Origin of the sequence: Stenotrophomonas sp. ATs4 (assembly GCF_051861585.1) — a bacterium.
Lineage (GTDB): Bacteria > Pseudomonadota > Gammaproteobacteria > Xanthomonadales > Xanthomonadaceae > Stenotrophomonas > Stenotrophomonas maltophilia_AS.
This window is the reverse complement of record NZ_JBLYPK010000002.1, coordinates 518961-544901: the sequence shown is the minus strand read 5'-3', so window position 1 is coordinate 544901 and position 25941 is coordinate 518961. Positions and strand designations below refer to the sequence as shown.

Below are 25941 nucleotides of genomic sequence, written 5' to 3'. Positions count from 1 at the left end.
CGATGTAGGCTGCGCCTGGCGCGGTTACAGATCCTTCTTCTTGCCGCTCAGGTCAATCGGCCTGTCACTGCCCTTGCGCTCGCTCGACCACACTTCCATGCTCTTGTTGCAGCGGCTCTCGCGGGCAGCCACTTCGCGCGGCAGATCCTTCAGATGCGGCGACTCCTGGCAGGCCTGATGCATGTTGCTGTCGTCATAGGTGGCACAGGCACTGAGCGAGGCCAGGGCAAAAGCGGTGAGGGAGGCGCGGAGCAGGGGCTGCAGGTTCATGCGGAGGTCTCGGGTGGTGCCGGGCTGGCCATGGAATTCAAATCCGTGACACCGGGCACGCACAAGCCGACCAACCACACTTGTTATTCTGTAACAGATGCGCGATAGTCCGCGCCCTGCTGGGATCAGGCGGCACAGATCATCAGCACCATGCACAGCAGCAGCATCAGCACGAACACGCGCCGGCTCAGCGCAAGGCAGGCCAGACAGGCGGCCAGCGACCAGGCGCCCAGCAGCGCGCAGGCCAACAGCCACAGCCCGATCACCATCAGCGATCCGGTCGCCAGCGTCGACAACGCGATCGCCTTGAGCAGGGCCATGCCCAGCACGCTGCCGAGCACGCCTGCCTGAAGGGCAACGACATCATGGCGGGCGGGGGTAGGGTGGCGAAGCATGCTGGCCGGATGCGTCATATGGAAGGGGCGGCGCAGGTACTGTGCCCGACCGCATATCCACGCCGCGTGTACTTCACGTGCGCCATGTGCCTGCGGCAACCGGCACTCAGTCGAACTCACCCTCGGCAGATTCCAGCCGCAGCCGGTACGCCGCCCGATGCTGGTACAGGCGTTGGCACTCTGCGGACTTGTGGATGCGGCTGCCGGGTTCGTTGGCCACCGAGTCGCATAGCCGCGCGATGTGGTTGTTGGACGCCAGCTCGGTCACGAAGAACACCGCGGTGAAGCCAGTGCCGAGCAGCGCGACATACAGCAGACGGCTGAGCCAGCGCGACAGCTTGCGCTCGAAGTGCTGCTGGATGGTCAGGTCGAAGCGGATGATGCTGAGCACGATCCAGATGATCGCTACCAGGAAGCAGAGTGTGGGCAGCAGCCCTCGCCAGAGCCCTGCCTCGTAGACTGATTCGTTGTAGTGGACGGCCGCCCCGGCACCGGCGATGGCGATGGCAAGTGCCCAGTTGCGGCCCAGCGAGAGCAGGTCGTCGAGCAGCTTCTCGCGGTTTTTTGTCGATCCTGCTGCCACCTGGGTTCCATCTCCATGCTGCGACCGGCGGCGGACTGCCGCCGATCCTGCAGATGGTGGAGCATCGCTGCGGCGATGAGAAGACCGCGAGGCTCAGTATGCGATGGTGCGTGCACCGATCCAGCGCCGGTAGCGGCGGGTACGGCACTTGCCGGCTGCCTGTGCCAGCAGCAGTGCCCACACCGGTGAGACACCGGGTGCGGTGGGGCGGCGCCGGCTCAGACGGCCCAGCTGGTACTTCACCGCAGCCATGTGCGCACTGGCCGCCAGCGGCTTGCTGCGCCAGCTGATGTCGCGCAGTGTCGGCACCGGGTCGCGGCCCTGTTGCCAGTGCTGTGGCAGATCCGGCTCGATCGCCAGCGCAGTGGCGATGCCGACCATGCCCACGCCGCTGGCCAGCACCTGCTCTGCCACTTCGCGGCGGCGGACGCCACCGGTGACCATCAGCGGCATCGTTGCCACCGTGGCGATCTCGCGTGCGAATTCGAGGAAGTACGCTTCGCGGGCCATGCTGCGTTGGTCGCGTGCGACGCCAGTCATGGCGGGGGCTTCATAGCTGCCGCCGGACAATTCGACCAGATCCACGCCAAGCGGCGCCAGCATCTCCACCACTGCACGCGCATCCTCGGGCGAGAACCCACCCCGTTGGAAGTCAGCGGAGTTGAGCTTTACGGCCACCACGAACGTGGGTGCCACGGCCGCGCGCACACCCTGCACGATCTCCAGCAGCAGGCGCGCACGGTTGTGCAGGCTGCCACCCCAGCGGTCGTCGCGGCGGTTCGAAAGCGGCGACAGGAACTGGCTGATCAGGTAGCCGTGCGCGGCATGGATCTCCACTCCGTTGAAGCCGGCACGCTCGGCCAGCTCGGCACTGCGGATGAAGCGTGCGATCACCGAGTCGATGTCGTCCTCGGTCATCGCCCTCGGCGGCGCGAACTGCTTGGACAGCGCGCCCATCTGCAATGCGACGGCTGACGGCGCGAGTGCGGGTTGGCCGAGCGCGGACGGCATCTGCCGCCCGGGGTGGTTGATCTGCATCCACATCTGCACGCCCCGCGAGCGGGCAGTGTCCGCCCAGGCGGTGAAGCGGTCGAGGTGGCGGTCGTCTTCCAGTACTACGCCGCCCGGCCCGGTCATGGCGCGCCCATCGACCATGACGTTGCCGGTGATGATCAGTCCGGCGCCGCCGTCGGCCCAGCGCTGGTACAACTGCAGCAGCGCTTCGGAGGGCGCGTGGTCGGCGTCGGCCATGTTTTCCTCCATCGCCGCCTTGGCGATGCGGTTGCGGATGACGGCACCGGAGGGCAGTGCCAGGGGGGAGAACAGCGACATCGGACAGCTCCAGGACAGGGGAATGGCGCTACGCTAACCTTCAAGTTTTGTTGAAGGTCAACAGGCTCCGATGTCGAGGATTCATACAGATGAAGATCGGTGAGCTGGCCAGGCGCACTGGCCTTGCCGCGTCGCGCATCCGCTTCTATGAGGATGCGGGGCTGCTGGTGGTGCAGCGCCAGGCCAACGGCTATCGCGACTACCCGGAGCAGGCGGTGCTGCTGCTGGAGTTGATCACCGGCGCGCAGCGCGCCGGCTTCAGCCTGGAGGAGATACGCGCCTTGCTGCCACCGGACATGGGCCAGTGGCAGCACGACGCGTTGATCATGATGCTGCAGCAGAAGGTGGCCGACATCGAAGCGCTGCAGTTGCGGCTGTCGCAGAGCCGGGCGCACCTGCTGGCGCTGATCGAGGACATCCAGGCGCGGCCGGACGGCATCGACTGTGCAGCCAATTCGCGGCGGGTGCTGGACCGCGTGCAGCGCGGTGAGTTGGCACAGCCGACCCTGGCGGCCGGCGATACCGCGTTGCTGCGTCCGGATCGCCGCCGCCGCGCGGGCAGCAGCTGACGATCCGGCGCGATGGTCAGTGGCTGCCGGCAGCGACGGCCTTGCGCTTCTTGTCCAGCATTACCGCCACGCACCACAACAGCAGGCCGCCGATGGCGGTGGCCGCACCGACATAGCCGGTGCTGGCCGGGCTGAAGCCGGCACTGATCGCCATGCCGCCCAGCCACGGGCCGAGGGCATTGGCGGTATTGAAGGCGGCATGGTTGGAGGCGGCGGCCAGCGTCTGCGCTTCGCCGGCCACGTCCATCAGGCGCGTCTGCAGCACCGCCGCCAGCGCGCCCATGGTGCCGACGGTGATGATCATCGGGCCGATGGTCCACACCGATTGCGCGGCCAGCGGATACAGCAGCAGCATCACGATCGACCAGAGCAGTACCACCGCAGCGGCCTTGAAGTGGAACTTGTCCACCAGCCAGCCACCGGCGATGTTGCCGATGATCGCGCCGATGCCGAACACGCCCACGGCCAGCGGCATCCACGATTCGGCCACGCCGGTGACCTGCACCAGGGTCGGTGCCAGGTAGGTGAACACGCAGAACATGCCGGCGAAGCCAACGGCGCCGATTGCCAGTGCCAGCCACACCTGGGTGGTGTTGAAGGCACGCAGTTCACGCATCGGCGAGGTGCGCACCTCGTCCGGATCGGGCAGCAGAAAGCGCGCGATCATCGCCACGGTGGCGATGGCCAGCAGGCTGACCAGGGCGAAGGCGGTGCGCCAGCTCAGCTGCTGGCCCAGCCAGGTGGTGAGCGGATTGCCGACCAGGATCGCAATCGACAGGCCCAGCAGCACCCGCGACATCGCCTGGCCGCGCTGGCCGGCCGGACTGATTGCGGCGGCCACCAGCATCGCCACGCCGAAGTAGGCGCCATGCGGCAGGCCGGCAACGAAACGCGCGATCAGCATCGTGCCGTAGTTCGGGGCCAGGGCGCTGGCCAGGTTGCCGACGGCGTAGAAGCCCATCAGCGCCAGCAGCAGCTTGCGGCGAGGGAAGCTGGCGCCGACGAAAGCGAGGATCGGCGCGCCGACCACCACGCCGATGGCGTAGGCGCTGATCAGGTGACCGACCTGGGTTTCGGAAATCGACAGGCCGCGGCTGATCTCCAGCATCAGGCCCATGCTGGCGAATTCACTGGTGCCGATGGCGAAGCCGCCCAGTGACAGGGCAAGGATGATCAAGGTGCGCTGACGGGGCGTCAGCCGCGCAGCCAGGGAAGAGTTGGGGCTCATGCGGGGGCGCGATGGGGGCGGGAAGCCAGGCATTGTACTGCTGCACCGCAGCAGGAGCAGCCATGCTGGGGGTAAATCAGTGTTTGATCGATGGGATTGCGGTAGGACGAGCAGGGGCTTGGCGCTGCAGCAGGTGCGATGCAGTGTTGTTGGCGTTCTGCATGTGACGACGACAGGCGGCACGGCATGATGCGAGATGCAGGGGCTGTTGGAGTGCCACAACAAGGAGAATGTTGATGCAGGAATTCAGGCATGTGCTCGAGACGCGCGGCCGCTATCAGCTGGTAGCGGTGTCCTACGCGCCGGTGTACGCTCCGGGCGATGTGGTCGGCCATGCGGTCGTAGCCGACGATGGGGATCGTCTGACCGACCTGATGTCGCTGGCCGAAGCGCGCCAACTGCTGTTGCAACGGGTGCGTGAAGAGGGTGAAGAGCCCGGGCTGGAGAACGAAAACCACCTGCGGAAGAAGGCGTCGCGCTGGCGCCGCCGCTAGGCCGTCGCGCCCTCGTGCGCATCATGGAGGATTCGGGTGTTGCCCAGTAAGAAGTATCTGCTCATCGCCATCATCACGCTGGCGACCCTGCTGCTTGGTTTCGTTTTTTCCGGCTACCTGACGCTGTTGTTGCTGGGCCTGGATACCAAGCTGTTCACCTGGAACACCTACTACCAGTACTTCAACGCCCTGGGCCAGCCGCAGGTCGCGCCGTTCGTGGGCAAGATCAAGTGGGCCGGCTATCTGGGTTTCGGCCTGCCGCTGCTGGTACTGCTGGTCACCGGCCTGGTGTTGCTGCTGAAGAAGGACAAGCGCTCGCTGCACGGTGATGCACGCTTTGCCACCAGCGCCGACCTGTCCAGGCATGGCATGTTCAAGAAGACCGGCCAGAGCATCGTTGTCGGCAGCCATGGCGGCAAGCTGGTGCGGCTGGACGGTCAGCAGTTCGTGATCCTGGCCGCGCCGACCCGCTCCGGCAAGGGCGTGGGCGTGGTCATTCCGAACCTGCTGGAGTACGGCGAATCGCTGGTGGTGCTGGACATCAAACAGGAGAACTTCGACCTCACCAGCGGCTGGCGCGCCAGCCAGGGCCAGGAGATCTACCTGTTCAATCCCTTTGCCGAAGACCGCCGCACGCATCGTTGGAATCCGCTCAGCTACGTCTCCGATGACCCGGCGTTCCGGGTGTCGGACCTGATGAGCATCGCCGCGATGCTGTACCCGGACGGCGCCGAGGACCAGAAATTCTGGGTCAGCCAGGCGCGCAATGCGTTCATGGCCTTCACCCTGTATCTGTTCGAGAACTGGGACGACGAGCGCAACAGCGGCTTCCCGGGTGGCTCGGGCACGCCCACCCTGGGCGCTGTCTACCGGTTGTCATCGGGTGATGGCAGCGATCTGAAGAAGTACCTCAAAGCCTTGTCGGAGCGGTCATTCCTCAGTTCCAACGCGCGCTCGGCGTTTGCCAACATGCTGTCGCAGGCTGATGAGACCTTCGCCTCCATCATGGGTACCTTCAAGGAGCCGCTCAACGCCTGGATCAACCCCGTGCTGGACAAGGCCACCAGCAGCAACGACTTCCTGCTGACCGATGTCCGCAAGAAGAAGATGACCATCTACATCGGGATCCAGCCCAACAAACTGGCCGAGAGTCGATTGATCATCAACCTGTTCTTCAGCCAGCTGATCAATCTCAATACCAAGGAACTGCCCAAGTCCAACCCGGACCTGAAGTACCAGTGCCTGCTGTTGATGGACGAATTCACTTCGATCGGCAAGGTCGAGATCATCGCCTCGGCGGTGTCTTACATGGCCGGCTACAACATCCGCCTGCTGCCGATCATCCAGAGCATGTCCCAGCTTGATGCCACCTATGGCCGGGAAGTGTCGCGCACCATCATCACCAACCACGCGCTGCAGATCCTGTATGCACCACGCGAGCAGCAGGACGCCAACGACTACTCGGACATGCTGGGCTACACCACCATCCGCAAGAAAAACGTCACCCATGCCCGTGAGAAGACCCACAGCTTCACCGAAGAGCGGCGCGCACTGATGCTGCCGCAGGAGCTGAAGGCGATGGGGCCGGACAAGGAGGTGTTCCTGTATGAGGGCATACCGCATCCGGTGAAGTGCGACAAGATCCGCTATTACAAGGATCGCTATTTCACATCGAGGCTGATGCCGAAGGTGGATGTTCCGATGCTTAACGTCTAATTCACGACGCTGAATTTGTGACGTTGGTTCACATTCATTGACGTGAATTCGTGAGCCAAGTCAAAAAAACATCATCTGTTCATAGAAATTCAGACTTGTCTGACATGGAATTGACGCGTGGTTGTGTAACTCTGTGTTCGTCATCCAGAAGTGTGTGTTGGATGACAGAAGTTGTAACGCAGGGTGGCCAGGAGTTTGTGCCATGGAAACAAGGATGGTTTCGACGTTGGTGATGGGTGCGGGTGTGTCGTCGGCGAAGTCTGGCGGCCCCGCCACCTGGTTGGCAGCTTTCGGGCTGCAGGGGAGCCGGGGCAGGTGTGCTGCAAGCCAGCGCGTCTTCCCGATTCCGGCGTGCGCCATGCAGCGCCGGACGACCAGGGGGCCAGTGTTCGGGACTGCTTTTTCGTACGTCAAAGTGAAGCCCGTATGAATCAGGCGTTTATCGCGAAAATATCCATCGCCGCAGTGGCGGCGTTGATGGTGGCAGGGTGTGCCACCAAGTCCGCTCCCGATTTCGGAGGGCGCTGGAAGCCGGTCAACCGTTTTGCTGCGGCGACGACCGAGATCCCGCTGTATTCCAGTTACGTCTACCAGGCTTCGCCGATGGATGGCACGCTCAAAGCCATGCTGGAGCGCTGGGCCAAGGATTCCGGACGCACGCTGGACTACCGCCTCAGCTCGGACTTCACGCTGTATGGCGCGGTCTCGAACATCGACACCACCAACGCACAGCAGGCCGTGATCGATCTCACCGCGGCCTATGCGACGCAGGGAATCTCCGTCTCCATCGTTGGCAACCAGATCGTTGTGCAGAGCGCTGGCGCGACGCCGACCGCGTCGGCGCAGGGCGCTGATTCCAACAGCGGCACCTGAGTCCACATCGAAATCATCGAACGTGCCGCTCCCCGCGCCTGTCGCAGGGGCTCCACGCCCATTGATGTTTCAGCAGTACGGAAGAATCCATGTTCCGCAAGAAGGATCCCGGCAACAGTCCCAAGGTCGAGCAGTCGGTCGCCAAGGCGGTCAGCTACGAGATCACCGTGGCCGACATGGCGCGTCGCAGCGAGCGCCGTGCCTGGTGGGTCGCCACGGGTTCGCTGCTGATGTCGCTCGCACTGGCGGGTGGCTACTACTACATGCTGCCGCTGAAGGAGAAGGTGCCGTTCCTGGTGATGGCCGATGCCTATACCGGTACCGCCACCGTCGCGCGGCTGAGCGGTACCTTCCAGGGCGAGACGATCACCAGCAATGAAGCGATCAATCGCAGCAACGTCGCCCAGTACGTGCTGGCACGCGAGTCGTACGACTCGGCGGTGATGGGCCTGCGCGATTGGGAACTGGTGTTCGTGATGTCCACCGATCCGGTCGCGCAGTCCATGCGTGTCCGCTATGCCGGCAACAACCCGCAGAATCCGTTCGTCATGTATGGCCGCGAGCGCGCCATCCGGGTCAAGATCCTCAGCATCACGCCGCTGGGCGCCGAAGCGAATGGCAGCTTCCGCGGTGCGTCGGTGCGCATCCAGCGCAGCTTGTTGGACAAGCGCACTGGCGTTGCCACCTATCTGGACAACCAGCTGGTGACGATGCGCTTCGGTTACAACCAGAACCTGGCGCTGTCCGAGCAGGACCGCATCCTCAATCCGCTGGCCTTCCAGGTCACCGAGTATCGCGTCGACAACGATTATTCCCGTGGCGTCCCGGTGCCGGATGACGGCGCCATGCAGGCGCAGGCGCAGCAGGCTGCACAGGCCGCGCAGCAGGCCCAGGGTGTCTACGATCCCAACAACCCGGCCGCGGCCACGATGATCGATCCGGCCACCGGCCAGCCGGTCGCGGCTCCGGTCAACGGCCAGGTGCCGGGTCAGTCGGTGCCGGGTCAGCCCGTACAGGGGCAACCCATGCCGGGACAGCCGGTGCAGGGGCAAGTAATGCCGGGGCAAGCCATGCCCGGACAGCCGGCCATGAGGCCGGCGCAGAACAATTCCACCGGAACTGCTGATGGAGCAAGCAACCGATGAGTAGTCGAAATATCAGGGGAAGCGCGCTGGCGCTGCTGTCGATGCTGTCGCTGCTGTTTTCAGCAACGGCGATGGCGCAGGCCGTGGACCATTACGAGTACGAGAAGGACCGCATCTATCCGGTTCGCACCGGCCTGGGCCTGACCACCCAGATCGAACTGAGCCCGAACGAGAAGATCCTCGACTACAGCACCGGCTTCAGCAGCGGCTGGGAGCTGACCCGTCGCGAGAACGTGTTCTACATCAAGCCGAAGAACGTCGACGTCGACACCAACATGATGGTGCGCACCGAGACTCATTCCTACATCTTCGAGCTGAAGGTGGTGGCCACTGACTGGCGGCAGCTGGAACAGGCGCGTCGTGCAGGCGTGCAGTACAAGATCGCCTTTGTCTATCCGAACGACACCGTGTTCGGCGTCGCCCAGGAAGCGGTCGAGGAAGAGGCCAAGCCATTGTTGAGCTCTGAACTGGCCAAGGACCGCCAGTACAACTTCAACTACTCCTATTCGACCAGCAAGGCGAAGAAGATGGGGTGGCTGATCCCGGTCAACGCCTATGACGATGGTCGTTTCACCTACCTGAAACTACCGAATTCGCCGGAGTACAAGACCGGCATCTTCCCGGCGGTTTTCGGTCGCGAAACGGAATACGGTGAAGACTTCGTGGTCAACACCACGGTTGAAGGCAATACGCTGATCGTGCACGGGACGCACCCGTACCTGGTCATCCGCCACGGCGACTTCGTCGTCGGCCTGCGAAGGAACGTGAAGAAATGAGCCAGCAGAACACTCCCGGAAACGACCCGAACAACGGACGCGACGAGAGCCAGGGTCCGTACGGCGCGCAGGGCACCCCGGACACGCAGTCGAACCCGTACTTCGGCACGGCCCAAGCCGAGCCGGCGCCGGATCTGGACGCGGCCGCGCCGCAGCTGCGCTCGGCCGAAGAGCAGCGGTTGAACCGCAAGGCGCTGCTGTTCCTCGGCGGCATCGTGCTGCTGCTGATGGCAATGGGCTTCCTGCTGTTCCGCAAGGGCCAGGATGGTGATGACGCCGCGCAGAAGGTGCCGGATGTCGCACGTGCCAGCACGCCGACACTGCCGGACGTTGCGCCGCCTCCGCAGGCGCCGCCGACTGCCGCCGAACCGATTCCAATGCTTCCGCCGATGTCGCAGGACGAAGGTCCGAAGCTGGTGCCCATCGCATCCCGGCCGGAAGCCATGGAACCCCGTGGGCCGACGCTGGTCGAGCGCCGGATGGCTGGCGTGGATGATGCCGCGCTTGCGGCAGGCAATCGCGCGCAACCGCAGCGCAGTGCGATCGACGAGCAGACCCGCCAGGCGCTGCTTGCGAACATGATGCCCAACCAGCAGGGGCAGCAGAAGATCCGCCGTGGGCCGGATGTGGAAGACGTTTCCAGTGCCACCTACATCCAGAGCCCGGATGCGCTGCTGGTGCGCGGCACCTACCTTCGTTGCGTGCTGGAAACCCGCATCATCACCGATCTCGCAGGCTATACCTCGTGCCTGCTGACCGAGCCGGTTTACTCGATCAACGGCCGCAACCTGCTGCTGCCCAAGGGCTCCAAGATCTATGGTGCCTACGGCGGTGGTCCGATGGGCAAGCGTGTGGAGGTAATCTGGGATCGCATCACGACCCCCAATGGCATCGATGTCGCGATGTCCAGCCCGGGCGTGGATCAACTGGGCGGTGCCGGGCATCCGGGTCAATACAGTGCGCACTGGGGCAGTCGTATCGCCTCGGCGCTGATGATCAGCCTGATCTCCGATGCCTTCAAGTACGCCGCTGCAGAGCACGGTCCGGAGACGACCACCATTGCCAACAACGGCATGACGGTGCAGTCGCCCTATGAGAGTGCTACCGCACGCACCATGGAGCGACTGGCCAATGAGGCACTCAGCAGCAACCGTCGTCCTCCGACGGTGACTATCAACCAGGGCACGATCGTGAACGTCTACGTCGCCAAGGACGTCGACTTCACCAATGTGCTGAACCCCCGCCGGTAACCCAACGAACGATCATGGACGCCGAAGTGTCACCCCTTGCCCTCGTCTCCAGCGATTTCCTGCGCTATCAGTACGAAGTGCTGGGCATCGCCGAGTACATGACTTCCCCGGAGGTGACGGAAATCTGCATCAACCGTCCCGGTGAGCTGTATCTGGAAACCCGGGCGGGGTGGCAGCGGGTGGATGTGCCGGGCCTGACCTTCGAACGGGCCCGGCAGTTCTGCACCGCAGTGGTGAACGAAAGCAACACTGGTCAGCGCATCACCGATGCAGACCCGGTCGTTTCACTCACATTCCCCACTGGCCAGCGTGCCCAGTTCGTGATTCCGCCGGCCTGTGACGCGGGCAAGGTGTCGATCACCATCCGGTTGCCGTCCAAGCACACGAAGTCGCTCAGCCAGTATCACGAAGACGGCTTCTTCAACCAGATCCTGGAAAGCGATGGCAGCATCAGCGAACAGGATCGTGAGCTGCTGGAACTGCGGCAGTCGCGCGAGTACGCCGAGTTCTTCCGTCGCGCGGTGATGTACCGCAAGAACATCGTGGTATCCGGTGCAACCGGTAGCGGCAAGACCACCTTCATGAAAGCGTTGGTCAATCATATCCCGGACAGTGAGCGCCTGGTCACGATCGAGGATGCGCGCGAACTATTTCTGACCCAACCCAATGTGGTGCACCTGCTGTATTCCAAGGGTGGGCAGAGCACGAGCAATGTCAGTGCAAAGAGCTGCATGGAAGCGTGCCTGCGCATGAAGCCTGAACGCATCATCCTCGCCGAGCTGCGCGGCGATGAAGCGTTCTACTTCATCCGCAACTGCGCGTCCGGCCATCCAGGTTCGATCACCAGCTGCCATGCGGGCAGCCCAGAGCAGACGTGGGACCAGCTGGCCCTGATGGTAAAGGCCTCCACCGAGGGTTCTGGGCTGGAATTCAACGTGATCAAGCGTCTGTTGATGATGACCATCGACATCGTCGTGCATATCAAGGCGCACGCTGGTTCGCGCTACATCACCGGTATCGATTTCAATCCTGGGCGCGCCCAGGGGCAGGAGGGCTGAAGGATGCTGCCAGGACTGGAAATGATGGCGTGCCCGGAGATGGCGGTGTCGATGGACGTGATGCAGCATGTCATCAACGTCGAGTCGTCACGCAATCCCTATGCCATCGGCGTGGTTGGCGGTGCGCTGGCACGCCAGCCGAAGGCCTTGGATGAGGCGCTCGCTACTGTGCGCATGCTGGAGGAGAAGGGCTACAACTTCTCCATCGGCCTGGCTCAAGTCAACCGCTACAACCTGGGCAAGTATGGGCTGGATTCCTACGAGAAGGCCTTCCAGCAGTGCCCGAACCTGCAGGCGGGTTCGCGCATCCTCGCCGAATGCTACAAGCGCTCCGGCGGCGACTGGGGCAAATCGTTCAGCTGCTACTACTCGGGCAATTTCGAGACAGGGTTCCGCCACGGCTACGTGCAGAAGGTCTATGACTCGATGCGCCGCGGGCAGCAGCTTGCCAGCAATGGCGTGGCGCCGATCGAGGTCGTCAGCCGCGGCGAACGCCGCAGCGTGAAGGTCGAACATCATCCGCAGCTGGCCTCTCCGGCGCAGGCGCGCATCGTTGCACAGTCGAGTGGCCCGGTGTACGTGCCGACGGAAGACCCGGCTCGCGCCTATGTCGTCTATCCGTCCACGGGTGCGATGGCGCGGGGCAGCCTGCTGAACATCGCCGACCAGGCACTGTCCAAGGTGGTGCTGGGCTCGGTGGACCGCATGATGCAGCCACAGGCACAGCCGGCCCAAGGAGCCGCCTATCCGCAGCAACAGGCCGCTGGCATGCCGCAGCAGTTGCCTCAGCAGGGTGCCGCGCAGGCAATGGCCATGCCGCAGCAATTGCCCGGTGCCGCTGGCGTCGGCAACGAGGGCCCCGTGATGCTGCGGCCTTGGAGCGAGCGTAACCAGCCTGTAGCCGGTGGTGCCAATCCGTACAACTCACCGGTGCAGACCGCGCCGGTTCAGCAGATTCCCGCAGGGGATGCGGCCTTCGTGTTCTGACGAAGTCGTGGTACGGCCAGTCCCCCGGCTGGTCGATTCAGTTGTGTTAGTCCATCAACAAGGAAATCAATCCATGAAGCGATCCAATCTCGACCTCGTCCAGGCCCAGCGCACGCTGAAGACCCTGCTGATGGCCACGATCTTTGTCGGCGCACTGTTCGCCCCGCAGGTGTTCGCCAACAACACCGACTTCGGCGGTACCGACAAGAAGGTCTGCGGTTTCTTCTCCAACATCAATGGCCTGCTGAACATGGCGTCGATCGCCGTGGTGACCATTGCGGTGATTTTCGCCGGCTACCAGATCGCCTTCGCGCACAAGCGCATTGGTGACGTCGCGCCGATCCTGATCGGTGGTGTCCTGATCGGCGCCGCCGGCCAGATCGCGCGCATGCTGCTGGGCGAGGGCAGTGACGGCAAGTGCACCGGTGGTGGCACGACGTACTACCTGATCAACAACGCCATCCAGTACTACAGTGCATAAGAACGTCCTGTTCCGCGGTTGCACACGCCCAGCGATGTTCCTGGGCGTGCCCTACCTGCCATTTTTCATGGTGGCGGGCGGGCTGTTGCTGCTCAGCGTATACACGAACTTCTGGTTCCTGCTCACCATTCCGGTGGCGATCTTCATCATGCGGCACATGGCCAAGCGTGACGAAATGATTTTCCGGCTGTTGGGCCTGCGCCTGATGTTCAAGCTGAAGGTGCGCAACGTGCCGGAGCACGATGGCATGTGGGTGTTCAACCCCAATCACTACCGCAACAAGCCGGCCCGAATGGATTGAGGTCCGGATCCGGCCTGGCGGGCGTCCACGCCCGCCAGGTCTCTTGAAACTCCTTGGCAGTACCTCTTTGGAAGCAGTCGTATGTTCAGCCCTGACACCTCCATCAGTGAGTTCATTCCGTTGTCTTCGCATGTTGCCCCGAACGTGGTCAAGACCACGGGCGGCGACTACCTGCTGACCTGGCATCTGGAAGGGCTGCCGTTCGTCGGCCGCGAGGAGTGGGAGCTCGAGCATCGCCACAATACGTTCAACCGCCTGCTGCAGACGCTGCGCGCGCCGGACTTCGTCAACGTCGCCTTCTGGGTGCACGACATCCGTCGCCGCCGCACGCTGAAGGGCAAGAGCAACTACAAGCAGCGCTTCAACCAGGATGTGTCCGACCAGTACATGGGCATGCTGTCTTCGCAGCGCATCATGCAGAACGAGCTGTACCTGACCATGATCTACCGCCCGGTGGTGGCGGGTAAGCGCTTCGTTGAAAAGTCGGCGAACGTGGACAAGCTGCGCGCCGAGCAGGAGCAGGCGGTCGAGAAGTTGATGGAGCTCGCCGGCAACGTCGAGGCTGTGATCCGCGACTACGCGCCGTATCGCCTGGGCATGTACGAAGCCAAGAACGGCGTGGTGTTCTCTGAAACGCTGGAGCTGTTCGGCTACCTGATCAATCGCATCGACGAGCCGGTGCCGGTGCTGTCGGCACCGATCAAGGATTACCTGCCTGTCAGCCGCCACATGTTCTCGGCCAAGACCGGCGATTTCGCGATCAATACTCCCAACGGTGCCAATCACTACGGCGCCATCCTGAACATCAAGGAGTATGCCGAGGGGACCTACCCGGGCATCCTCAACGGCCTGAAGTACCTGGATTATGAGTACGTCATCACCCATTCGTTCAGCCCAATGGGGCGCCAGGATGCGCTGAAGGTTCTCGACCGCACCAAGGGCATGATGATCTCCTCCGGCGACAAGGCGGTCAGCCAGATCGTCGAGCTCGATCAGGCCATGGATCAGCTGTCGTCGGGCAACTTTGTGCTGGGTGAGTACCACTTCATTATGGCGGTCTACGGTGACACCCAGGCCAAGCTCTCGCAGAACGTCGCCTCGACCCGCGCCGAGCTCTCCAATGCCGGTTTCGTGTCGACCAAGGAAGACCTGGCGGTTACCTCGTCCTTCTACTCGCAGCTGCCGGGCAACTGGCGCTACCGCACCCGACTGGCCAACGTCAGCTCGCTGAATTTCCTGGGCCTGTCGCCACTACACAACTTCGCCACCGGCAAGCAGCACAACAACCCGTGGGGCGACTGCGTCACCACGCTGCAGACCACCAACGGCCAGCCGTACTACTTCAATTTCCATGCGACCCATCCGTCGGAGAACTCGCTGGGTGAGAAGGCGATCGCCAACACCATGGTGATCGGCAAGTCCGGTACGGGTAAGACCGCGCTGATCAACTTCCTGCTCAGCCAGGTGCAGAAGTATGAGCCGTCGCCGACCATCTTCTTCTTCGACAAGGATCGCGGTGCGGAGATCTTCGTGCGTGCCTGCGGGGGCAACTATCTGGCCCTGGAGAACGGCGCGCCGACCGGCTTCAACCCGTTCCAGTGCGAGAACAACGAAGCCAACGTGCAGTTCCTGGCCGACCTGATCAAGGTGCTGGCCGGCAAGCGTGAGTACAGCGCCCGCGAGGAAGAAGACATCTATCGCGCGGTGGAGAGCATGCTTGATACTCCGATGCATCTGCGCAGCATGACCAATTTCCAGAAGAGCCTGCCCAACATGGGTGACGATGGCCTCTACGCTCGCATGCGGCGCTGGACTTCGGGCAATTCGCTGGGCTGGGTGTTCGACAATCCGATCGATACCGTTGACCTGAGCAAGGCCAACATCATCGGTTTCGATTACACCGACATCATCGACAACCCAGAAGTGCGCGTGCCGGTCATCAATTACCTGCTGCACCGCCTGGAGTCGTTGATCGACGGCCGTCCGCTCATCTACGTGATGGACGAGTTCTGGAAGATCCTGGACGGCGAGGGTGGCCTGAAGGAATTCGCGAAGAACAAGCAGAAGACCATCCGTAAGCAGAACGGTCTCGGCATCTTCGCAACGCAGAGCCCGGAGGATGCGCTGAAGAGCGATATCTCCGCCGCCCTGATCGAACAGACGGCCACGCTGATCCTGCTGCCGAACCCGAACGCGAGCAAGAGCGACTACATGGACGGCCTGAAGCTGACGGAGGCCGAGTTCAAGGTGGTTACTGCCCTGGACGAGCGCTCGCGCTGCTTCCTGGTCAAGCAGGGCCATGCCTCCAGCGTCTGCCAACTCAACCTGCGTGGCATGGACGACATCCTGTCCGTGATCTCTGCCTCGACCGACAACATCGATGTCATGCATCGGGTGTTGCAGACCGCCGCAGTGCGCAACCGGATCACCGTGGACGAACTCACGCCCGAGCAATGGCTGGAAGATTTCTACAAGAACCGGAAGGGTTCGGGGAAGTCAGCGAACAATAGTGAGGTGGCGGCATGACGATTACTCGAAACGTAACCCAGGCAGTTGCCTTGAACTCGATGGAGACGAAGATGGATGCCAATACCCGCGCCACCAGAACGCCGTGCGCTGCTTCGAAGATTCGCGTTGCAACGCTTGCATTCTCGCTTGCTGCGATGCTCAGCTTCCCGGTGAAGGGCTACACCGTCCCGGTCGTCGAAGTCGGCTTGAACACGGTCAACAGCACCTTGACGGAGTTCAATACACTGACCAGTCAAGCGCAGGCGTTTGCCGAGTACGGCACCCAGGCTCAGCGATTCATCGAGACGACTCAGAACTGGGCCCAGAAGCTGGCCAAGTTCAATCAGATCATTGCGACCCCACTCATGCCGACCGGGGTGACGCTGAAGCCGGTTCCAGCTGAATGGAATGTTGCCGAACGGTGCGGTGCTGGATCGATCATGAGTCTTTCCGGCATCCTTACGGCCTTGAATATGAATCCGGGTGGAGATATCGCCGCGCAGCAGCGGAACATCTGCGCAGCGATCCAGATGCTGGAAAACCAGAAGTACAACGAGACCGTCCAAGTGGTTCAGAAAACGATGCCGGACATGCGCAAAGTGCTTGATCGCATCAAGGACATCCGCGATCTGTTCAATACGGAAGGTGCGCTGTCAGAGACTGTCACCAATACTACGGTTTCTAACATCTACATGCAGGCCGACTTTGCTACTTGGGAGAAGAAGGTCGGTGCATACGATCGTCAGATCCAATCGCTCACGCGTATGCAGCAGATGCTGACCCAGCGCGCGCTGAAAGGCACGCAGTCCCCAGTGGGCACAATCGTCAAGGCTGCGGCTCTCAAGGCAGCGCTGTCGAACTGAGGTAGAGGGCCACCTTGGTCCGGTAGCACATTAATTATTGGGTGAAGTCATGGGTCTAGGGATAGGAGTCGGCATGTTCGGTATGAACGCATTGGACGTGCTGCAGAACCTGCATGTGTCGTCGTCGGTGGGTGACTTCGTTTTCTTTCGACTGATCCTCGATTACCTTCACAAGGAAATCGCGGATTTCGGCGTCGAACTGCTGGGAAGAATGATGAAGTGGGTCGGCGCCATTGCGCTGACGCTGATGACGCTGTGGGTATTCATCCAAGGTTTCCGCATTGTGACGGGGCGCAGTCGCGACTCGATGATGGTGCTGGTCACCAATATGGCCAAGGCGGCGTTGATTGTCTCCGTGGCAACCACCATGGCGATGTTCGGGCGTGATCTTCATACGTTCCTGAATAAGGATGTAAAGAATGAAATCACCCAGGTCATCACTGGCAAGAAGGACTCGCCGGAAGATCTGATCGACGAGAACCTCGGCTACATGCAACTGGCACTTTCTTCCGTCGATTCACTTGATGTGATGGGTGACGTTACGCTGGACAGTGCCAAGACCCGGGCGATGTGGTTCATCGGTATGGGGACCGGTGGCCCGGCGGTCACGGCGGGATCGATGCTGCTGTTGTACGAAGTCGCGCTGGCGTTGTTCATCGGCCTTGGGCCACTGTTCATTCTCTGTCTGCTATTTGATCAGACGAAGCAGTTGTTCCAGAAATGGTTGATGTATGGCATAGGCACGATGTTCTCGATGGCAGTGCTCGCGGCGATGACGGCCATCGCGATGAAGTTGGTGGCCAAGGTCGCGCTGTCGTTCTGGGGTTCGGCGCTGGTGGGTACCTTGATGGGTGACAACTTCACCGAGGGTATGTCCAGCATGGCCTTGCAGCAGGGGGGCATGGGTCTGATTCTGACGACGTTGATTCTTACGTCGCCGCCGATGGCCGCGATGTTCTTCCAGGGCACGTTGGGTAGCTTCATGGCTTATTCGCAGATTGGTGGTAGCGCTGTGCCGACTTCGCCAGGTCCGAGCGGGCAGCCACCTGGTGCGGCCGGTGGAGGGGCTCCACGGCCTGAGAACAGACAGGTGAACTCTGAAGTTCCTGTTCACCAGGCGATGCCAAGGTTCAATAGCGGTGTTGACGCACCTACCCAGCCGGGCCAGCGCGGAAATGCTGGAGCGACAGCATAGTTGAAAGAAATTGGAGTATGCAGATGCGCGAATTGAATGCCGTGATCCTCCTGGCTATAGCAAGCTTTTGGTGCAGCACTGCTCGGGCTGAAGGAAATTGTCCTCCGGGCTTCTATCCCATTGGCGGACAGGGGGTTCAGGGTTGTGCCCCAATTCCAGGCGCGTCTGCGGGTGCGTCCGTGGATGTGCCTGCAGCGCCCGCAGGCGAGTGGATGACGCGTTGGGGAGCGATTGCTGAATCCGGTAGTTCCACGCTTGTTGGTACAAGCATGGGACAGTCCTCAAAGCAGGACGCGGAGCGGCAAGCGATTACACGGTGCCAGGCGGAAGGGGCAAGGGATTGCCGTGTGTCCATTAGCTACTACAATCAGTGCGTGGCATATGTTGTCCCGTCCTCTGGTCGGGGCAAAGGATCAATCACTTCTGCGGTGGATAAGCCAACTGCAATAACGTTGGCAAAAGAGAAGTGTACGGATGCACAGGGGGGCGCTTGTGCCGTGGCCTACTCGGAATGCTCACTGCCTGAGTTTCACAACTTCTGAGTTTGGTCGTGCAGGCTTTGCGGTATAGGTGTGGCGAAGTCACCGCGCTCCTGCCGGGTTTTGACTTGTGACAGAGTAGTTCCTGCAGCGGGTCTGAAGGGGTTTCTCAGGGGGCGGCCTTCGACTTCTGGTGCAGATCCAGAACAGGCTGGCGACGCCGCGACGTGTCCGTACGGAGGCTGTGTTCGGGAACGTTCTCGCTATCAATCAAGCGTCGCTATCGACTCTATGAAGGACCAATAGAGCCAGCGCTTCCTCTTCAACTTAATAAGGCCATCGTGCGTAAATTTGGGGTCGATGCGGGATGACTGGCACTGCAATGTTCTGGTCCTGACGACGCGGATCCTGCCGCCTTCGCCCAGGGATGCCATTCGGCTTTGCGCTGATCGTGATTGCTGGCCATGACGCGAGGCAGCAAAGAGTGGGCAGGGCCCCGCGCCCATCCGCATAGGCAGCGGGGGCTTTCCGTGCAACATCGATCCAGCCGGGCGTAGGCCGTGTGTGGGGTGGCGATGCATGACCGCAGTGCCATCCACCGCGGATCTGTCTGTCGGATAAGCCACCATTCACGCTAACCGCGCTTTTTCTGTGATCAAGTGCGCTTTTCATTCCAAGCCCCCTTCGACGAGCCCCGCCTCCTCGAAGTAAGCTGCGTGCGCGTCAAAATCCCGACGAATCGGTGCTGTCGAACGCAGGAGCTTTTCCGTCCATGAGGACTCTGATCACCCGCGCTGCGGATGACGTTTGCCGCCGTCGCGGTCGCCGTGGGCTCAGGGCTATGATCCGGCATGGCGGACGCTGGGCGCGCATGGTGCATCGCACCGGTTCCGACCTCCGCTCGGATACCGGCAGGACGGGATTGAAGGAGTTGCAGGGGATGGAAAAGGGGAGTGGCACGCACATGGACAATGCCCTGGCGTTCGTTCCGTCCGGCGCGAACCTGCTGGAAGCCGTACGCGGCGATCTCACAGGTAATGGGGTCGACGATCAGTTGCTGGTGATCGATCAACCGGCGCCTGATGGCCTGGTGCCCGGCGAGCACGGCCCCAACCGGGTGCTGTTGCTGCTGCTGGGCGACGCCGCGGGCCGATGGCAACTTGCAGCACGCAACGACAAGCTGGTGCCGTGCTCCACCCGTGGTGGCATTGCCGGCGATCCCTTCGCCTACGTGACGATCGAGGATGGCGCGTTCAGCGTGATCACCAATGGCGGCAGCAGGGAGCGCTGGAGCAGCATCTACACGTTCCGTTATGCGCCTGCGGAGCGCGCCTGTTGGGTGCAGGGCGTGCAGCGGAGGGTGGTCGATATTGAGACAGAGGCGATCCATACGCGTGAGTTCTCGGCGGCCGAGCTGGGCAGGGTGCGATTCGAGGACTTCGATCCGTCCGCGGTTGCCGACGTGAGCCTGCCTTGAGTACCGCGCCTGTGAGGAGGCAGGAGTACCCCACGATGATCGAGCAGGAGTTTCACCGTGTCGCAGGATAGAGAGTCGCAGTTGTTGCGGCAGGCCACGGAGGCCGGCATGACCTCGTCCCGGGAACTGGCCAACTTCATGGCGCAGGCCGGGCACGAGTCCCGTGGCTTGAGCCGGCTCAATGAGAGTTTCAACTTCACCCGGGGCATCTCGCAGATCCCGGTGGAAGCGGCGTGGCGCAATGGCAATGGTGCACTTGAGAGCGCCCGTCAGGAGGCGCTGCGTGGGCGGCCGGAGAACCTGGCCGAGCTGATGTACGGCGGGCGCATGGGCAACGACGCGCCTGGCGACGCACTGAAGTATCACGGCCGCGGCTATCTGCCGTTGGTTGGCAAGGAGAATTACGAGCGTGCCGGCAAGGCGCTGGATCTGGACCTGGTGAATCACCCGGAGCTGGCCGCGCAGCCCGAGCACGCAGGCCGTATTGCGGTGTGGCAGTGGCAGACGCGGGTACCGGAGGCGGCGCGCGAGGATGTGCGCGAAGCGACCCGTGCGATCAATGGCGCGCTCAACGGCATCGAGGCCCGCCAGCAGCGATTCGATGTGTGGCAGCAGAAGCTGACGCCTGATGTGATGGCGCGGCTGGAGCGGGGCGACGTAGGGGCTCCGGCCCAGCCGGCCACTGTGCGCGACATGTCGCAGCCGGGCGAGCCGGGACACGCCCTGTTCCAGGGGGCGCGCCAGCACCTTCAGCAGATGGGGGCGCAGAGCGGACTGCGCAGTGGGCAGGAACTGGACAATGCCGCCGGCGCACTGGCGTTGAGCGCGCAGAAGGCGGGGATGTCGCGCATCGATCATCTCCTGGCCGGCAATGATGGTCGTACGCTGTTTGCCGTACAGGGTGCGCTGGGCGATCCGGCCATGCTGCGCGCATCGGTCGATTGCGAGCAGGCGGCGCAGCAGCCGCTGGAGCAGAGCAGCCAGCAGATGGCTGCCAATGTCGCGCAGCAGGACCCGGCGGCCGCACTCACCCGTGAGCAGGAGCAGCGTTCCCGATCTCTGTAACACCGGTGCCAGCGGGCAGGGTGCCCGCGGGCGCTTTACGTACGACGCGTGGCGCCCTGTGGCGCCGACATGGAAACCCACTCGTAAGGACACTACATGCGAATCGTTCCCCTGAATGCCAAGCACGCCGCTGCCCGCTGCAATGCATCCGTGCGCCGCCTGCCGCCGCTCTGGCTGCTGTCACTTGGACTTGCCGCGGCGTCGGCACAGGCTCAGGAGGCAGCGGCCCCCGTCGTGGAGACGCCCCCGGCTGCCGAGGCGACCGTTGACACGCCTGCAGGGACGGCACCTGTTGCAGCGCCCATGGTCACCGAAGCCGTTGTCGCGGCGCCGGCTCCCGAAGTACCGGCTGCCGTGACACCCCCTGCAACACCTGTGGTGGACGCGCAGCCGGCGTCGGCTGCTGACCCGACGCCTGTGTCTGTTGCGTCCGCAGCGGCGGCGCCTGTCGCTGCACCGCCTGCCGTCGTCGAGCCAGCCGTCCCGGCGGTAGCACCGGCACCGCCCGCATTGGTCGTGGTGCCGTTGCCGCCCGAGCAGGCAACCGAGCGTGCGCTTGGTGCCCGCTGCCCGGTGGATCTGGCCGGGCGACTGGCGACCCAGGGCGACCTGCTGATCGGCGCCTGCCAAGGCACGATGCCGACGCATCTGGCCGCGATGCTGGTCGCACTGCCCGAGCAGGACATCTACCTGCCACGCAGTTGGCGCGAGCGTGAGGTACAGCACAAAGCCTGGTTCAAGGCCGTGCCGGGCTACGGCCAACGTCCGGACTTCATCGTGCGGATGGGCGACATCTGGGTGCGTTCGTTGGAAGGGCGCGACGCCGACAGCACGTTCTACCTGGTGTCGGCGCCGTTCACCTGCAGCGACCGGGTCTCCAACCGCGATAAGTCCGGCGCGGAGCCGGTGCGCATGCCTGCCGGTGACTGCCGCGAGGCCTATGTCAGCCAGCGTGTGTACCAGGTACGAGGCGATGCGGCGCCGAGGGATGTCACCGCCGAGGCGATGCCGGCCATGCCGCAGGTGACCGATGCGGATCGTGCACGCCAGCTGGCCCGTGAGGGCAGGGTCACACTGGATCACAGCAAGCTGCAGTTCGGGCCTGCCATGCGTTGGTTCGTGCAGTATCCGGAGACGGCGCAGAAGGGCGGTCCGCGTGCCTACAGCGACTGGAACCGCGAGCACATCGCCTTCGTGGTCTGGACTGGCGATCGCTTCGAGTTGCGCGACAAGGTCCCGCGCAGCCAGTGGCCGTGTGATCCGGTGGCGCCGGGGGATCGGACCTGTGGGGGCTTCCCGGATTCCGGGCCGGATCTGTTCGTGACCGCCAGTGCGTCTGCACCGGTCGCGACCACCAGCCCCTGAGGCGCGATGCTGAAGTAAAGCGGGAGCTGGAATGACCGGCTCCCGCGCTGCCCATCAGGCCTGCATGCTGCGGGTCTGATTCTGCTGCTGTTCCAGCTGTTGGTCGCGCTCCAGCGCAAGGCGCTGACCTGCGGCCTGCTGGTCGATGCGCTGGCTGCTCTGTTCCAGCGGTGTGTTCATCGCCACCGCCGTATCCACCGACACGCGAAGGTGGGCGGGGTCACCGCCCTGGCCCTGCACGGCGAAGCTGCGCGAGGCATCGGCATTCATCATCACCTCGTCGATGCGCTTGCCGCCTGCCGCATGCATTTCGGCCGCCAGACTGCCCGCTAGCTGCGTGCTCATCACATCCGGCACGCGACCGACCCGCACGTCTTGCGCGTGCACGCCGCGGATCGCGTCGTTGAACAGCGGGTTGCCCAGGTGATTGGCATCGTCCATACGCAGCATGCTGGTGTGGTGGCCGTTCTTCTCCGCTTCGCGACGTGCCGGTTCACCGGGCTGCAGCGGGCCGCGGATGTGGTCGTACAGATCGACGGCGCCGCCCGGGATGCCGCGTGCCGCGCGGGTGACACCGCGACGCAGTGATTCGACGTCATCGCGGTACTCCTCGATCATCTTGGCGTTGTCCTTCGCCAGTTTCTGCGTTTCCGGGTGCTTCAGCACCGAGCCTTCGTTGAGGAAGTTGCCCAGCTTGTGCGCACCGAACGAGCTGGTGGCCGCGATGATCGGGCGGTCTGGAATCAGATCACGCAGGGCGTGATTGCTGAAGCCGTTTGCCGCGAGCGTCTTGATCTCGTCGGGCTTGGCGTAGACGCGCACCTGGCCGAAGTGCGGCGAGGCGGCGCTGACCGGATCGGAGGCCATGACGTGGTTGATCATGGTGCTGCCGCCTTCCGGGATGCGGTAGCTGAGGCTGACCGCGCCATAGGCGTTGAAGGTCTCGCCCTTGACGTTGAAGTGGTGCGAGGTGATCTGGGCGAGGGCGCCGCCGAGGGAGTGGCCTGTGACGGTGACCTGGGGCGCGCGGCCTCCAAATGCAGCTTCCTGCTTCGCGTAGTCCAGCGCGCTCTTGGTCAGAGCGATGGCATCGGGGGCCTGCACATTGGTGCGGGCAACGACCATGCCTCCGTCGGTGAGGATCGCATCACGAGCGATCTGCTCGGTGCCGCGATGAGCGACCACGATCTCGTTGGTATCGGTTCGTTGGTAGACCGTACCCTGGTAACCATTGAGTCGGTTATTGACGTGATCGAGAATCTTGTATTCGTGCCCGTTGAGCGTGACGAGCTCTTCCTCTCCCGGCCGCCGACGACCAACAGCGCGATCCTTGTAGGCATCATCGGATAGCGCAGCATAGTCCTGAGAGCTGATGGTCATTGGGTGACCTCGCTGGCGCTGAGGCTCATCGTGAACAACTTGCCCTGCAGTTCAGCCACGTAGTCAGCAGGGTTCGCCTTTCCGGTGGCGGGGTAGTTGGCAGCAAGCGGTGCCCGCGGATAGGCCGCGTCTGGATAGTAAAGAGTGTGGGTATTGCCCTCGGTCAGCGGTTCGGCCTTGACGAAGGTCAGGAAGCGGGTTTCTTCTTCGGCACCCGTTGCCTTCAGCATTGCCCCGGCACCGGTGAACTCCCAGGTGCACACGCCACGGCCGTAGTAGTCTTCATCCAGCATGCGATCCACATACAGCGTGCCGCGGTACTCGCCGTCGGCGACCTTGCGCAGCTCCACCGGCTCCTGGCTGGTGATGCGTGCGGCGGTACCGGTGGCCGGTTCGATGTGCCCGCACTGGTCTTCGTTGGTCACGTCGTACTGCGCGACTCCTTCGACGACCGCGAAATCACCGGGGGCATCCTTCAGGCGCAGCACCAGTTCATAGGCCTTGCGCGGGCTGGGGTTGAGCTTGGCGAGGCCACGCCCACCCTGGGCGACATCGACTTCAGCAGCGGCACGTTCCTGGTTCATGGCGGTCTCCGGGTTGCAGGCGGTCAACAGAAGCAGAGCAAGGCACGGAATCATCTTGTGGCGCAATGTCGGCCTCCTTGGGGGTAGGGGTAAATGTGACACTGGCAGTTCATGGCGTGAGCTTCTGCACAGTGGTGGTGGTTGAGAACAGCGCGTCGCGCAGATCTTCGCTGTACCCCGACGGATCTTCCTCGCCACTGGCGCCAAAGTTGGCGACAGTGGCGGCGCGCGGATAGATAAGGTTTGGGTAATAAAGCGTAAGAGGTGAGTCGTTCTCCATGCGCTCCTTGTCGACGAACGTCAGGAATCGCGTATCCGCCTCGCCGGTCGTAGCGCGCAACATCGCACCGACACCCGTCAGCGTCCAATGGCAGACGCCACGCCCGTAGTAATCCTCGTCCTGCATGCGGTCGAGGTAGAACGTACCGCGGTACTCGTTCTCGTCGACCTGGTGCAGTTCCACCAACTCCTGGCTGGTGATACGGCTGGCGGTACCGGTCGCCCACAGGACCCGGCCGCAGTCCTTGTGGTTGCTGACGTCGTACTGGGCAACGCCCTCGACCACCGCGAAGGGACCGGGGGTATCCTTCAGTGTCAGTACCAGCTCGTAGCCTTGCTGCGGTGATGGGTTGAGCTTGGCCAGGCCGCGTCCACCCGCGGCGACGTCACGCTCTGCATCCGCGTAAGGCGAGCAGGCCGTCAGGGCCAGCAAGAGGCCCATCGGTACCAGATGGCGTCCCTTGCGTGTCGGCATGGCTACATCCATGGCGGCATCCTGCATCGTGCGTCCGTGTCCATATATCCTTCCCTGGTGACAGGTTTATCGATTATGGAGTGTTCTGGAAACCTGGCGCCAGCTACGGCAAGGCATCGGCGACGGAATTTTGACGCATTCAGCGTTCGGCAGCGTTGCCGAATCGATTGCGGCACAGGCGATTCGAGGTTCGCGGCGTGATTGCGCTTCGCGTTCGACATTTCGCCGCCAATTTGTGACAACGGTCGCTAATTCACGCAACTCTCACGCAAGCGAACATTACGCCATGAACTACACGATCCGCTCTGAATCCACTGCCGACCACCCCACCATTCACGCGCTCACCGAGGCCGCATTCCGGAACGCTGCGCACAGCAGCCATACCGAGCAGTTCATCGTCGACGCCCTGCGCGCCCGCGGGGAGCTGAGCGTTTCGCTGGTGGCCGAGATGGACGGGAAGGTGATCGGCCATGTGGCGGTGTCGCCGGTGACGATCAGCGATGGCAGCACGGGCTGGTTTGGCCTGGGCCCGATTTCGGTATTGCCCGCGTGGCAGGGGCAGGGCATCGGTGCGGCCCTTATGCACGCTGCACTTGAAGCTCTGCGTCAGTAGGGTGCACATGGCTGTGTATTGCTGGGCGAGCCGGCCTATTACGGTCGCTTCGGCTTCCGTGCCGAGCCGGGCCTGGTGCTGCCGGGTGTGCCGCCGGAGTACTTCCAGGCACTTTGCCTGCAGCCTCCGTTGGCAGGGGGCGAGGTGCAGTACTCACCGGCCTTTGAGGCGACGGCCTGATCCGGGCCTGCCACGTTTCT

At 62.9% G+C, this 25941-nt stretch carries 26 protein-coding genes and 1 pseudogene; 19 read left to right on the top strand and 8 right to left on the bottom strand.

Going from position 1 to position 25941, the window contains the following annotated elements:
• Positions 1–24 precede the first annotated feature (24 nt).
• From ABR323_RS05655 to ABR323_RS05640, 4 genes are all read right to left on the bottom strand, one after another.
• Entirely contained in the window at positions 25–270 is a 246-nt protein-coding gene (locus tag ABR323_RS05655) for a hypothetical protein (protein WP_439448559.1), read from the bottom strand.
• A 125-nt stretch (positions 271–395) separates the two neighbouring features.
• Entirely contained in the window at positions 396–665 is a 270-nt protein-coding gene (locus ABR323_RS05650; protein ID WP_439448558.1) for a hypothetical protein, read from the bottom strand.
• A 106-nt stretch (positions 666–771) separates the two neighbouring features.
• Positions 772–1248, bottom strand: a complete 477-nt coding sequence (locus ABR323_RS05645; protein ID WP_439448557.1) for a hypothetical protein — start codon at positions 1246–1248, stop codon at positions 772–774.
• Between the two features lie 93 nt (positions 1249–1341).
• Entirely contained in the window at positions 1342–2580 is a 1239-nt protein-coding gene (locus ABR323_RS05640; RefSeq protein ID WP_439448556.1) for an NADH:flavin oxidoreductase/NADH oxidase family protein, read from the bottom strand.
• An 89-nt stretch (positions 2581–2669) separates the two neighbouring features.
• On the opposite strand from ABR323_RS05640, the gene ABR323_RS05635 reads away from it, so the two are divergent.
• Complete coding sequence (locus ABR323_RS05635) at positions 2670–3149, top strand: MerR family transcriptional regulator (RefSeq protein ID WP_439448555.1); 480 nt, start codon at positions 2670–2672, stop codon at positions 3147–3149.
• 16 nt (positions 3150–3165) lie between these two features.
• Here the strand turns inward: ABR323_RS05635 and ABR323_RS05630 are convergent, their stop codons facing one another.
• A complete protein-coding gene (locus ABR323_RS05630) occupies positions 3166–4377 on the bottom strand; it encodes an MFS transporter (protein WP_439448554.1) in 1212 nt (403 codons plus the stop codon).
• A gap of 236 nt (positions 4378–4613) precedes the next feature.
• On the opposite strand from ABR323_RS05630, the gene ABR323_RS05625 reads away from it, so the two are divergent.
• The 17 genes from ABR323_RS05625 (at position 4614) to ABR323_RS05545 (ending at position 22410) form a co-directional block, all read left to right on the top strand.
• On the top strand, positions 4614–4871 hold the full coding sequence (locus ABR323_RS05625) for a hypothetical protein (protein WP_135274230.1): 258 nt from the start codon (positions 4614–4616) through the stop codon (positions 4869–4871).
• A 36-nt stretch (positions 4872–4907) separates the two neighbouring features.
• Complete coding sequence (locus tag ABR323_RS05620) at positions 4908–6587, top strand: type IV secretory system conjugative DNA transfer family protein (protein WP_439448553.1); 1680 nt, start codon at positions 4908–4910, stop codon at positions 6585–6587.
• A 426-nt stretch (positions 6588–7013) separates the two neighbouring features.
• Positions 7014–7460, top strand: coding sequence for a hypothetical protein (locus tag ABR323_RS05615; RefSeq protein WP_046986265.1), 447 nt, complete (start codon positions 7014–7016; stop codon positions 7458–7460).
• Between the two features lie 89 nt (positions 7461–7549).
• Complete coding sequence (locus tag ABR323_RS05610) at positions 7550–8605, top strand: VirB8/TrbF family protein (protein ID WP_439448552.1); 1056 nt, start codon at positions 7550–7552, stop codon at positions 8603–8605.
• Positions 8602–9381 carry a TrbG/VirB9 family P-type conjugative transfer protein gene (locus ABR323_RS05605; RefSeq protein ID WP_135274227.1) on the top strand — a complete coding sequence of 260 codons (780 nt, stop codon included), beginning with the start codon at positions 8602–8604 and terminating at the stop codon, positions 9379–9381. The genes ABR323_RS05610 and ABR323_RS05605 overlap by 4 nt, the downstream gene beginning before the upstream one ends.
• A complete protein-coding gene (locus tag ABR323_RS05600) occupies positions 9378–10631 on the top strand; it encodes a TrbI/VirB10 family protein (protein WP_439448551.1) in 1254 nt (417 codons plus the stop codon). The genes ABR323_RS05605 and ABR323_RS05600 overlap by 4 nt, the downstream gene beginning before the upstream one ends.
• 14 nt (positions 10632–10645) lie before the next feature.
• Entirely contained in the window at positions 10646–11689 is a 1044-nt protein-coding gene (gene virB11 / locus ABR323_RS05595) for a P-type DNA transfer ATPase VirB11 (protein WP_135274225.1), read from the top strand.
• A 3-nt stretch (positions 11690–11692) separates the two neighbouring features.
• On the top strand, positions 11693–12676 hold the full coding sequence (locus ABR323_RS05590; protein WP_439448550.1) for a transglycosylase SLT domain-containing protein: 984 nt from the start codon (positions 11693–11695) through the stop codon (positions 12674–12676).
• A 73-nt stretch (positions 12677–12749) separates the two neighbouring features.
• Entirely contained in the window at positions 12750–13157 is a 408-nt protein-coding gene (locus tag ABR323_RS05585) for a TrbC/VirB2 family protein (protein ID WP_439448549.1), read from the top strand.
• A complete protein-coding gene (locus ABR323_RS05580; protein WP_080347493.1) occupies positions 13150–13458 on the top strand; it encodes a type IV secretion system protein VirB3 in 309 nt (102 codons plus the stop codon). Before ABR323_RS05585 ends, ABR323_RS05580 begins: the two co-directional genes overlap by 8 nt.
• 81 nt (positions 13459–13539) lie before the next feature.
• Positions 13540–15984 carry a VirB4 family type IV secretion/conjugal transfer ATPase gene (locus ABR323_RS05575; protein ID WP_439448548.1) on the top strand — a complete coding sequence of 815 codons (2445 nt, stop codon included), beginning with the start codon at positions 13540–13542 and terminating at the stop codon, positions 15982–15984.
• Positions 15985–16037: 53 nt separating this feature from the next.
• Positions 16038–16829: a hypothetical protein gene (locus ABR323_RS05570; RefSeq protein ID WP_439448547.1), complete on the top strand. Its 792-nt coding sequence runs from the start codon at positions 16038–16040 to the stop codon at positions 16827–16829.
• A 73-nt stretch (positions 16830–16902) separates the two neighbouring features.
• Positions 16903–18024: a type IV secretion system protein gene (locus ABR323_RS05565; RefSeq protein WP_439448546.1), complete on the top strand. Its 1122-nt coding sequence runs from the start codon at positions 16903–16905 to the stop codon at positions 18022–18024.
• 17 nt (positions 18025–18041) lie between these two features.
• A complete protein-coding gene (locus ABR323_RS05560; RefSeq protein WP_439448545.1) occupies positions 18042–18566 on the top strand; it encodes a DUF4189 domain-containing protein in 525 nt (174 codons plus the stop codon).
• 877 nt (positions 18567–19443) lie between these two features.
• Positions 19444–19980 carry a hypothetical protein gene (locus tag ABR323_RS05555; protein ID WP_135274338.1) on the top strand — a complete coding sequence of 179 codons (537 nt, stop codon included), beginning with the start codon at positions 19444–19446 and terminating at the stop codon, positions 19978–19980.
• Between the two features lie 57 nt (positions 19981–20037).
• Positions 20038–21045: an XVIPCD domain-containing protein gene (locus tag ABR323_RS05550; protein WP_439448544.1), complete on the top strand. Its 1008-nt coding sequence runs from the start codon at positions 20038–20040 to the stop codon at positions 21043–21045.
• 96 nt (positions 21046–21141) lie between these two features.
• Positions 21142–22410 (top strand): hypothetical protein, encoded by a 1269-nt coding sequence (locus ABR323_RS05545; protein ID WP_439448543.1) that lies wholly within the window; start codon positions 21142–21144, stop codon positions 22408–22410.
• A gap of 54 nt (positions 22411–22464) precedes the next feature.
• On the opposite strand, the gene ABR323_RS05540 is transcribed toward ABR323_RS05545, so the two are convergent.
• Genes ABR323_RS05540 through ABR323_RS05530 form a run of 3 tightly spaced genes read right to left on the bottom strand, consistent with a single transcriptional unit; the run spans position 22465 to position 25140 of the window.
• Positions 22465–23790 carry an XVIPCD domain-containing protein gene (locus ABR323_RS05540; protein ID WP_439448542.1) on the bottom strand — a complete coding sequence of 442 codons (1326 nt, stop codon included), beginning with the start codon at positions 23788–23790 and terminating at the stop codon, positions 22465–22467.
• Positions 23787–24440, bottom strand: coding sequence for a hypothetical protein (locus ABR323_RS05535; RefSeq protein WP_439448541.1), 654 nt, complete (start codon positions 24438–24440; stop codon positions 23787–23789). Before ABR323_RS05535 ends, ABR323_RS05540 begins: the two co-directional genes overlap by 4 nt.
• Before the next feature lie 43 nt (positions 24441–24483).
• Positions 24484–25140 (bottom strand): hypothetical protein, encoded by a 657-nt coding sequence (locus tag ABR323_RS05530; protein ID WP_439448590.1) that lies wholly within the window; start codon positions 25138–25140, stop codon positions 24484–24486.
• A 274-nt stretch (positions 25141–25414) separates the two neighbouring features.
• On the opposite strand from ABR323_RS05530, the pseudogene ABR323_RS05525 reads away from it, so the two are divergent.
• A pseudogene (locus ABR323_RS05525) lies at positions 25415–25921 on the top strand (GNAT family N-acetyltransferase).
• The last annotated feature ends 20 nt before the right edge of the window (positions 25922–25941 follow it).

Coding starts and splice junctions, on each gene's coding strand:
- ABR323_RS05655 (WP_439448559.1), bottom strand. CDS start 270: ATGAACCTGCAGCCCCTGCTCCGCGCCTCCCTCACCGCTTTTGCCCTG.
- ABR323_RS05650 (WP_439448558.1), bottom strand. CDS start 665: ATGCTTCGCCACCCTACCCCCGCCCGCCATGATGTCGTTGCCCTTCAG.
- ABR323_RS05640 (WP_439448556.1), bottom strand. CDS start 2,580: ATGTCGCTGTTCTCCCCCCTGGCACTGCCCTCCGGTGCCGTCATCCGC.
- ABR323_RS05635 (WP_439448555.1), top strand. CDS start 2,670: ATGAAGATCGGTGAGCTGGCCAGGCGCACTGGCCTTGCCGCGTCGCGC.
- ABR323_RS05630 (WP_439448554.1), bottom strand. CDS start 4,377: ATGAGCCCCAACTCTTCCCTGGCTGCGCGGCTGACGCCCCGTCAGCGC.
- ABR323_RS05625 (WP_135274230.1), top strand. CDS start 4,614: ATGCAGGAATTCAGGCATGTGCTCGAGACGCGCGGCCGCTATCAGCTG.
- ABR323_RS05615 (WP_046986265.1), top strand. CDS start 7,014: ATGAATCAGGCGTTTATCGCGAAAATATCCATCGCCGCAGTGGCGGCG.
- ABR323_RS05610 (WP_439448552.1), top strand. CDS start 7,550: ATGTTCCGCAAGAAGGATCCCGGCAACAGTCCCAAGGTCGAGCAGTCG.
- ABR323_RS05605 (WP_135274227.1), top strand. CDS start 8,602: ATGAGTAGTCGAAATATCAGGGGAAGCGCGCTGGCGCTGCTGTCGATG.
- ABR323_RS05600 (WP_439448551.1), top strand. CDS start 9,378: ATGAGCCAGCAGAACACTCCCGGAAACGACCCGAACAACGGACGCGAC.
- virB11 (WP_135274225.1), top strand. CDS start 10,646: ATGGACGCCGAAGTGTCACCCCTTGCCCTCGTCTCCAGCGATTTCCTG.
- ABR323_RS05590 (WP_439448550.1), top strand. CDS start 11,693: ATGCTGCCAGGACTGGAAATGATGGCGTGCCCGGAGATGGCGGTGTCG.
- ABR323_RS05585 (WP_439448549.1), top strand. CDS start 12,750: ATGAAGCGATCCAATCTCGACCTCGTCCAGGCCCAGCGCACGCTGAAG.
- ABR323_RS05575 (WP_439448548.1), top strand. CDS start 13,540: ATGTTCAGCCCTGACACCTCCATCAGTGAGTTCATTCCGTTGTCTTCG.
- ABR323_RS05570 (WP_439448547.1), top strand. CDS start 16,038: ATGGATGCCAATACCCGCGCCACCAGAACGCCGTGCGCTGCTTCGAAG.
- ABR323_RS05565 (WP_439448546.1), top strand. CDS start 16,903: ATGTTCGGTATGAACGCATTGGACGTGCTGCAGAACCTGCATGTGTCG.
- ABR323_RS05560 (WP_439448545.1), top strand. CDS start 18,042: ATGCAGATGCGCGAATTGAATGCCGTGATCCTCCTGGCTATAGCAAGC.
- ABR323_RS05555 (WP_135274338.1), top strand. CDS start 19,444: ATGGAAAAGGGGAGTGGCACGCACATGGACAATGCCCTGGCGTTCGTT.
- ABR323_RS05545 (WP_439448543.1), top strand. CDS start 21,142: ATGCGAATCGTTCCCCTGAATGCCAAGCACGCCGCTGCCCGCTGCAAT.
- ABR323_RS05540 (WP_439448542.1), bottom strand. CDS start 23,790: ATGACCATCAGCTCTCAGGACTATGCTGCGCTATCCGATGATGCCTAC.
- ABR323_RS05530 (WP_439448590.1), bottom strand. CDS start 25,140: ATGGATGTAGCCATGCCGACACGCAAGGGACGCCATCTGGTACCGATG.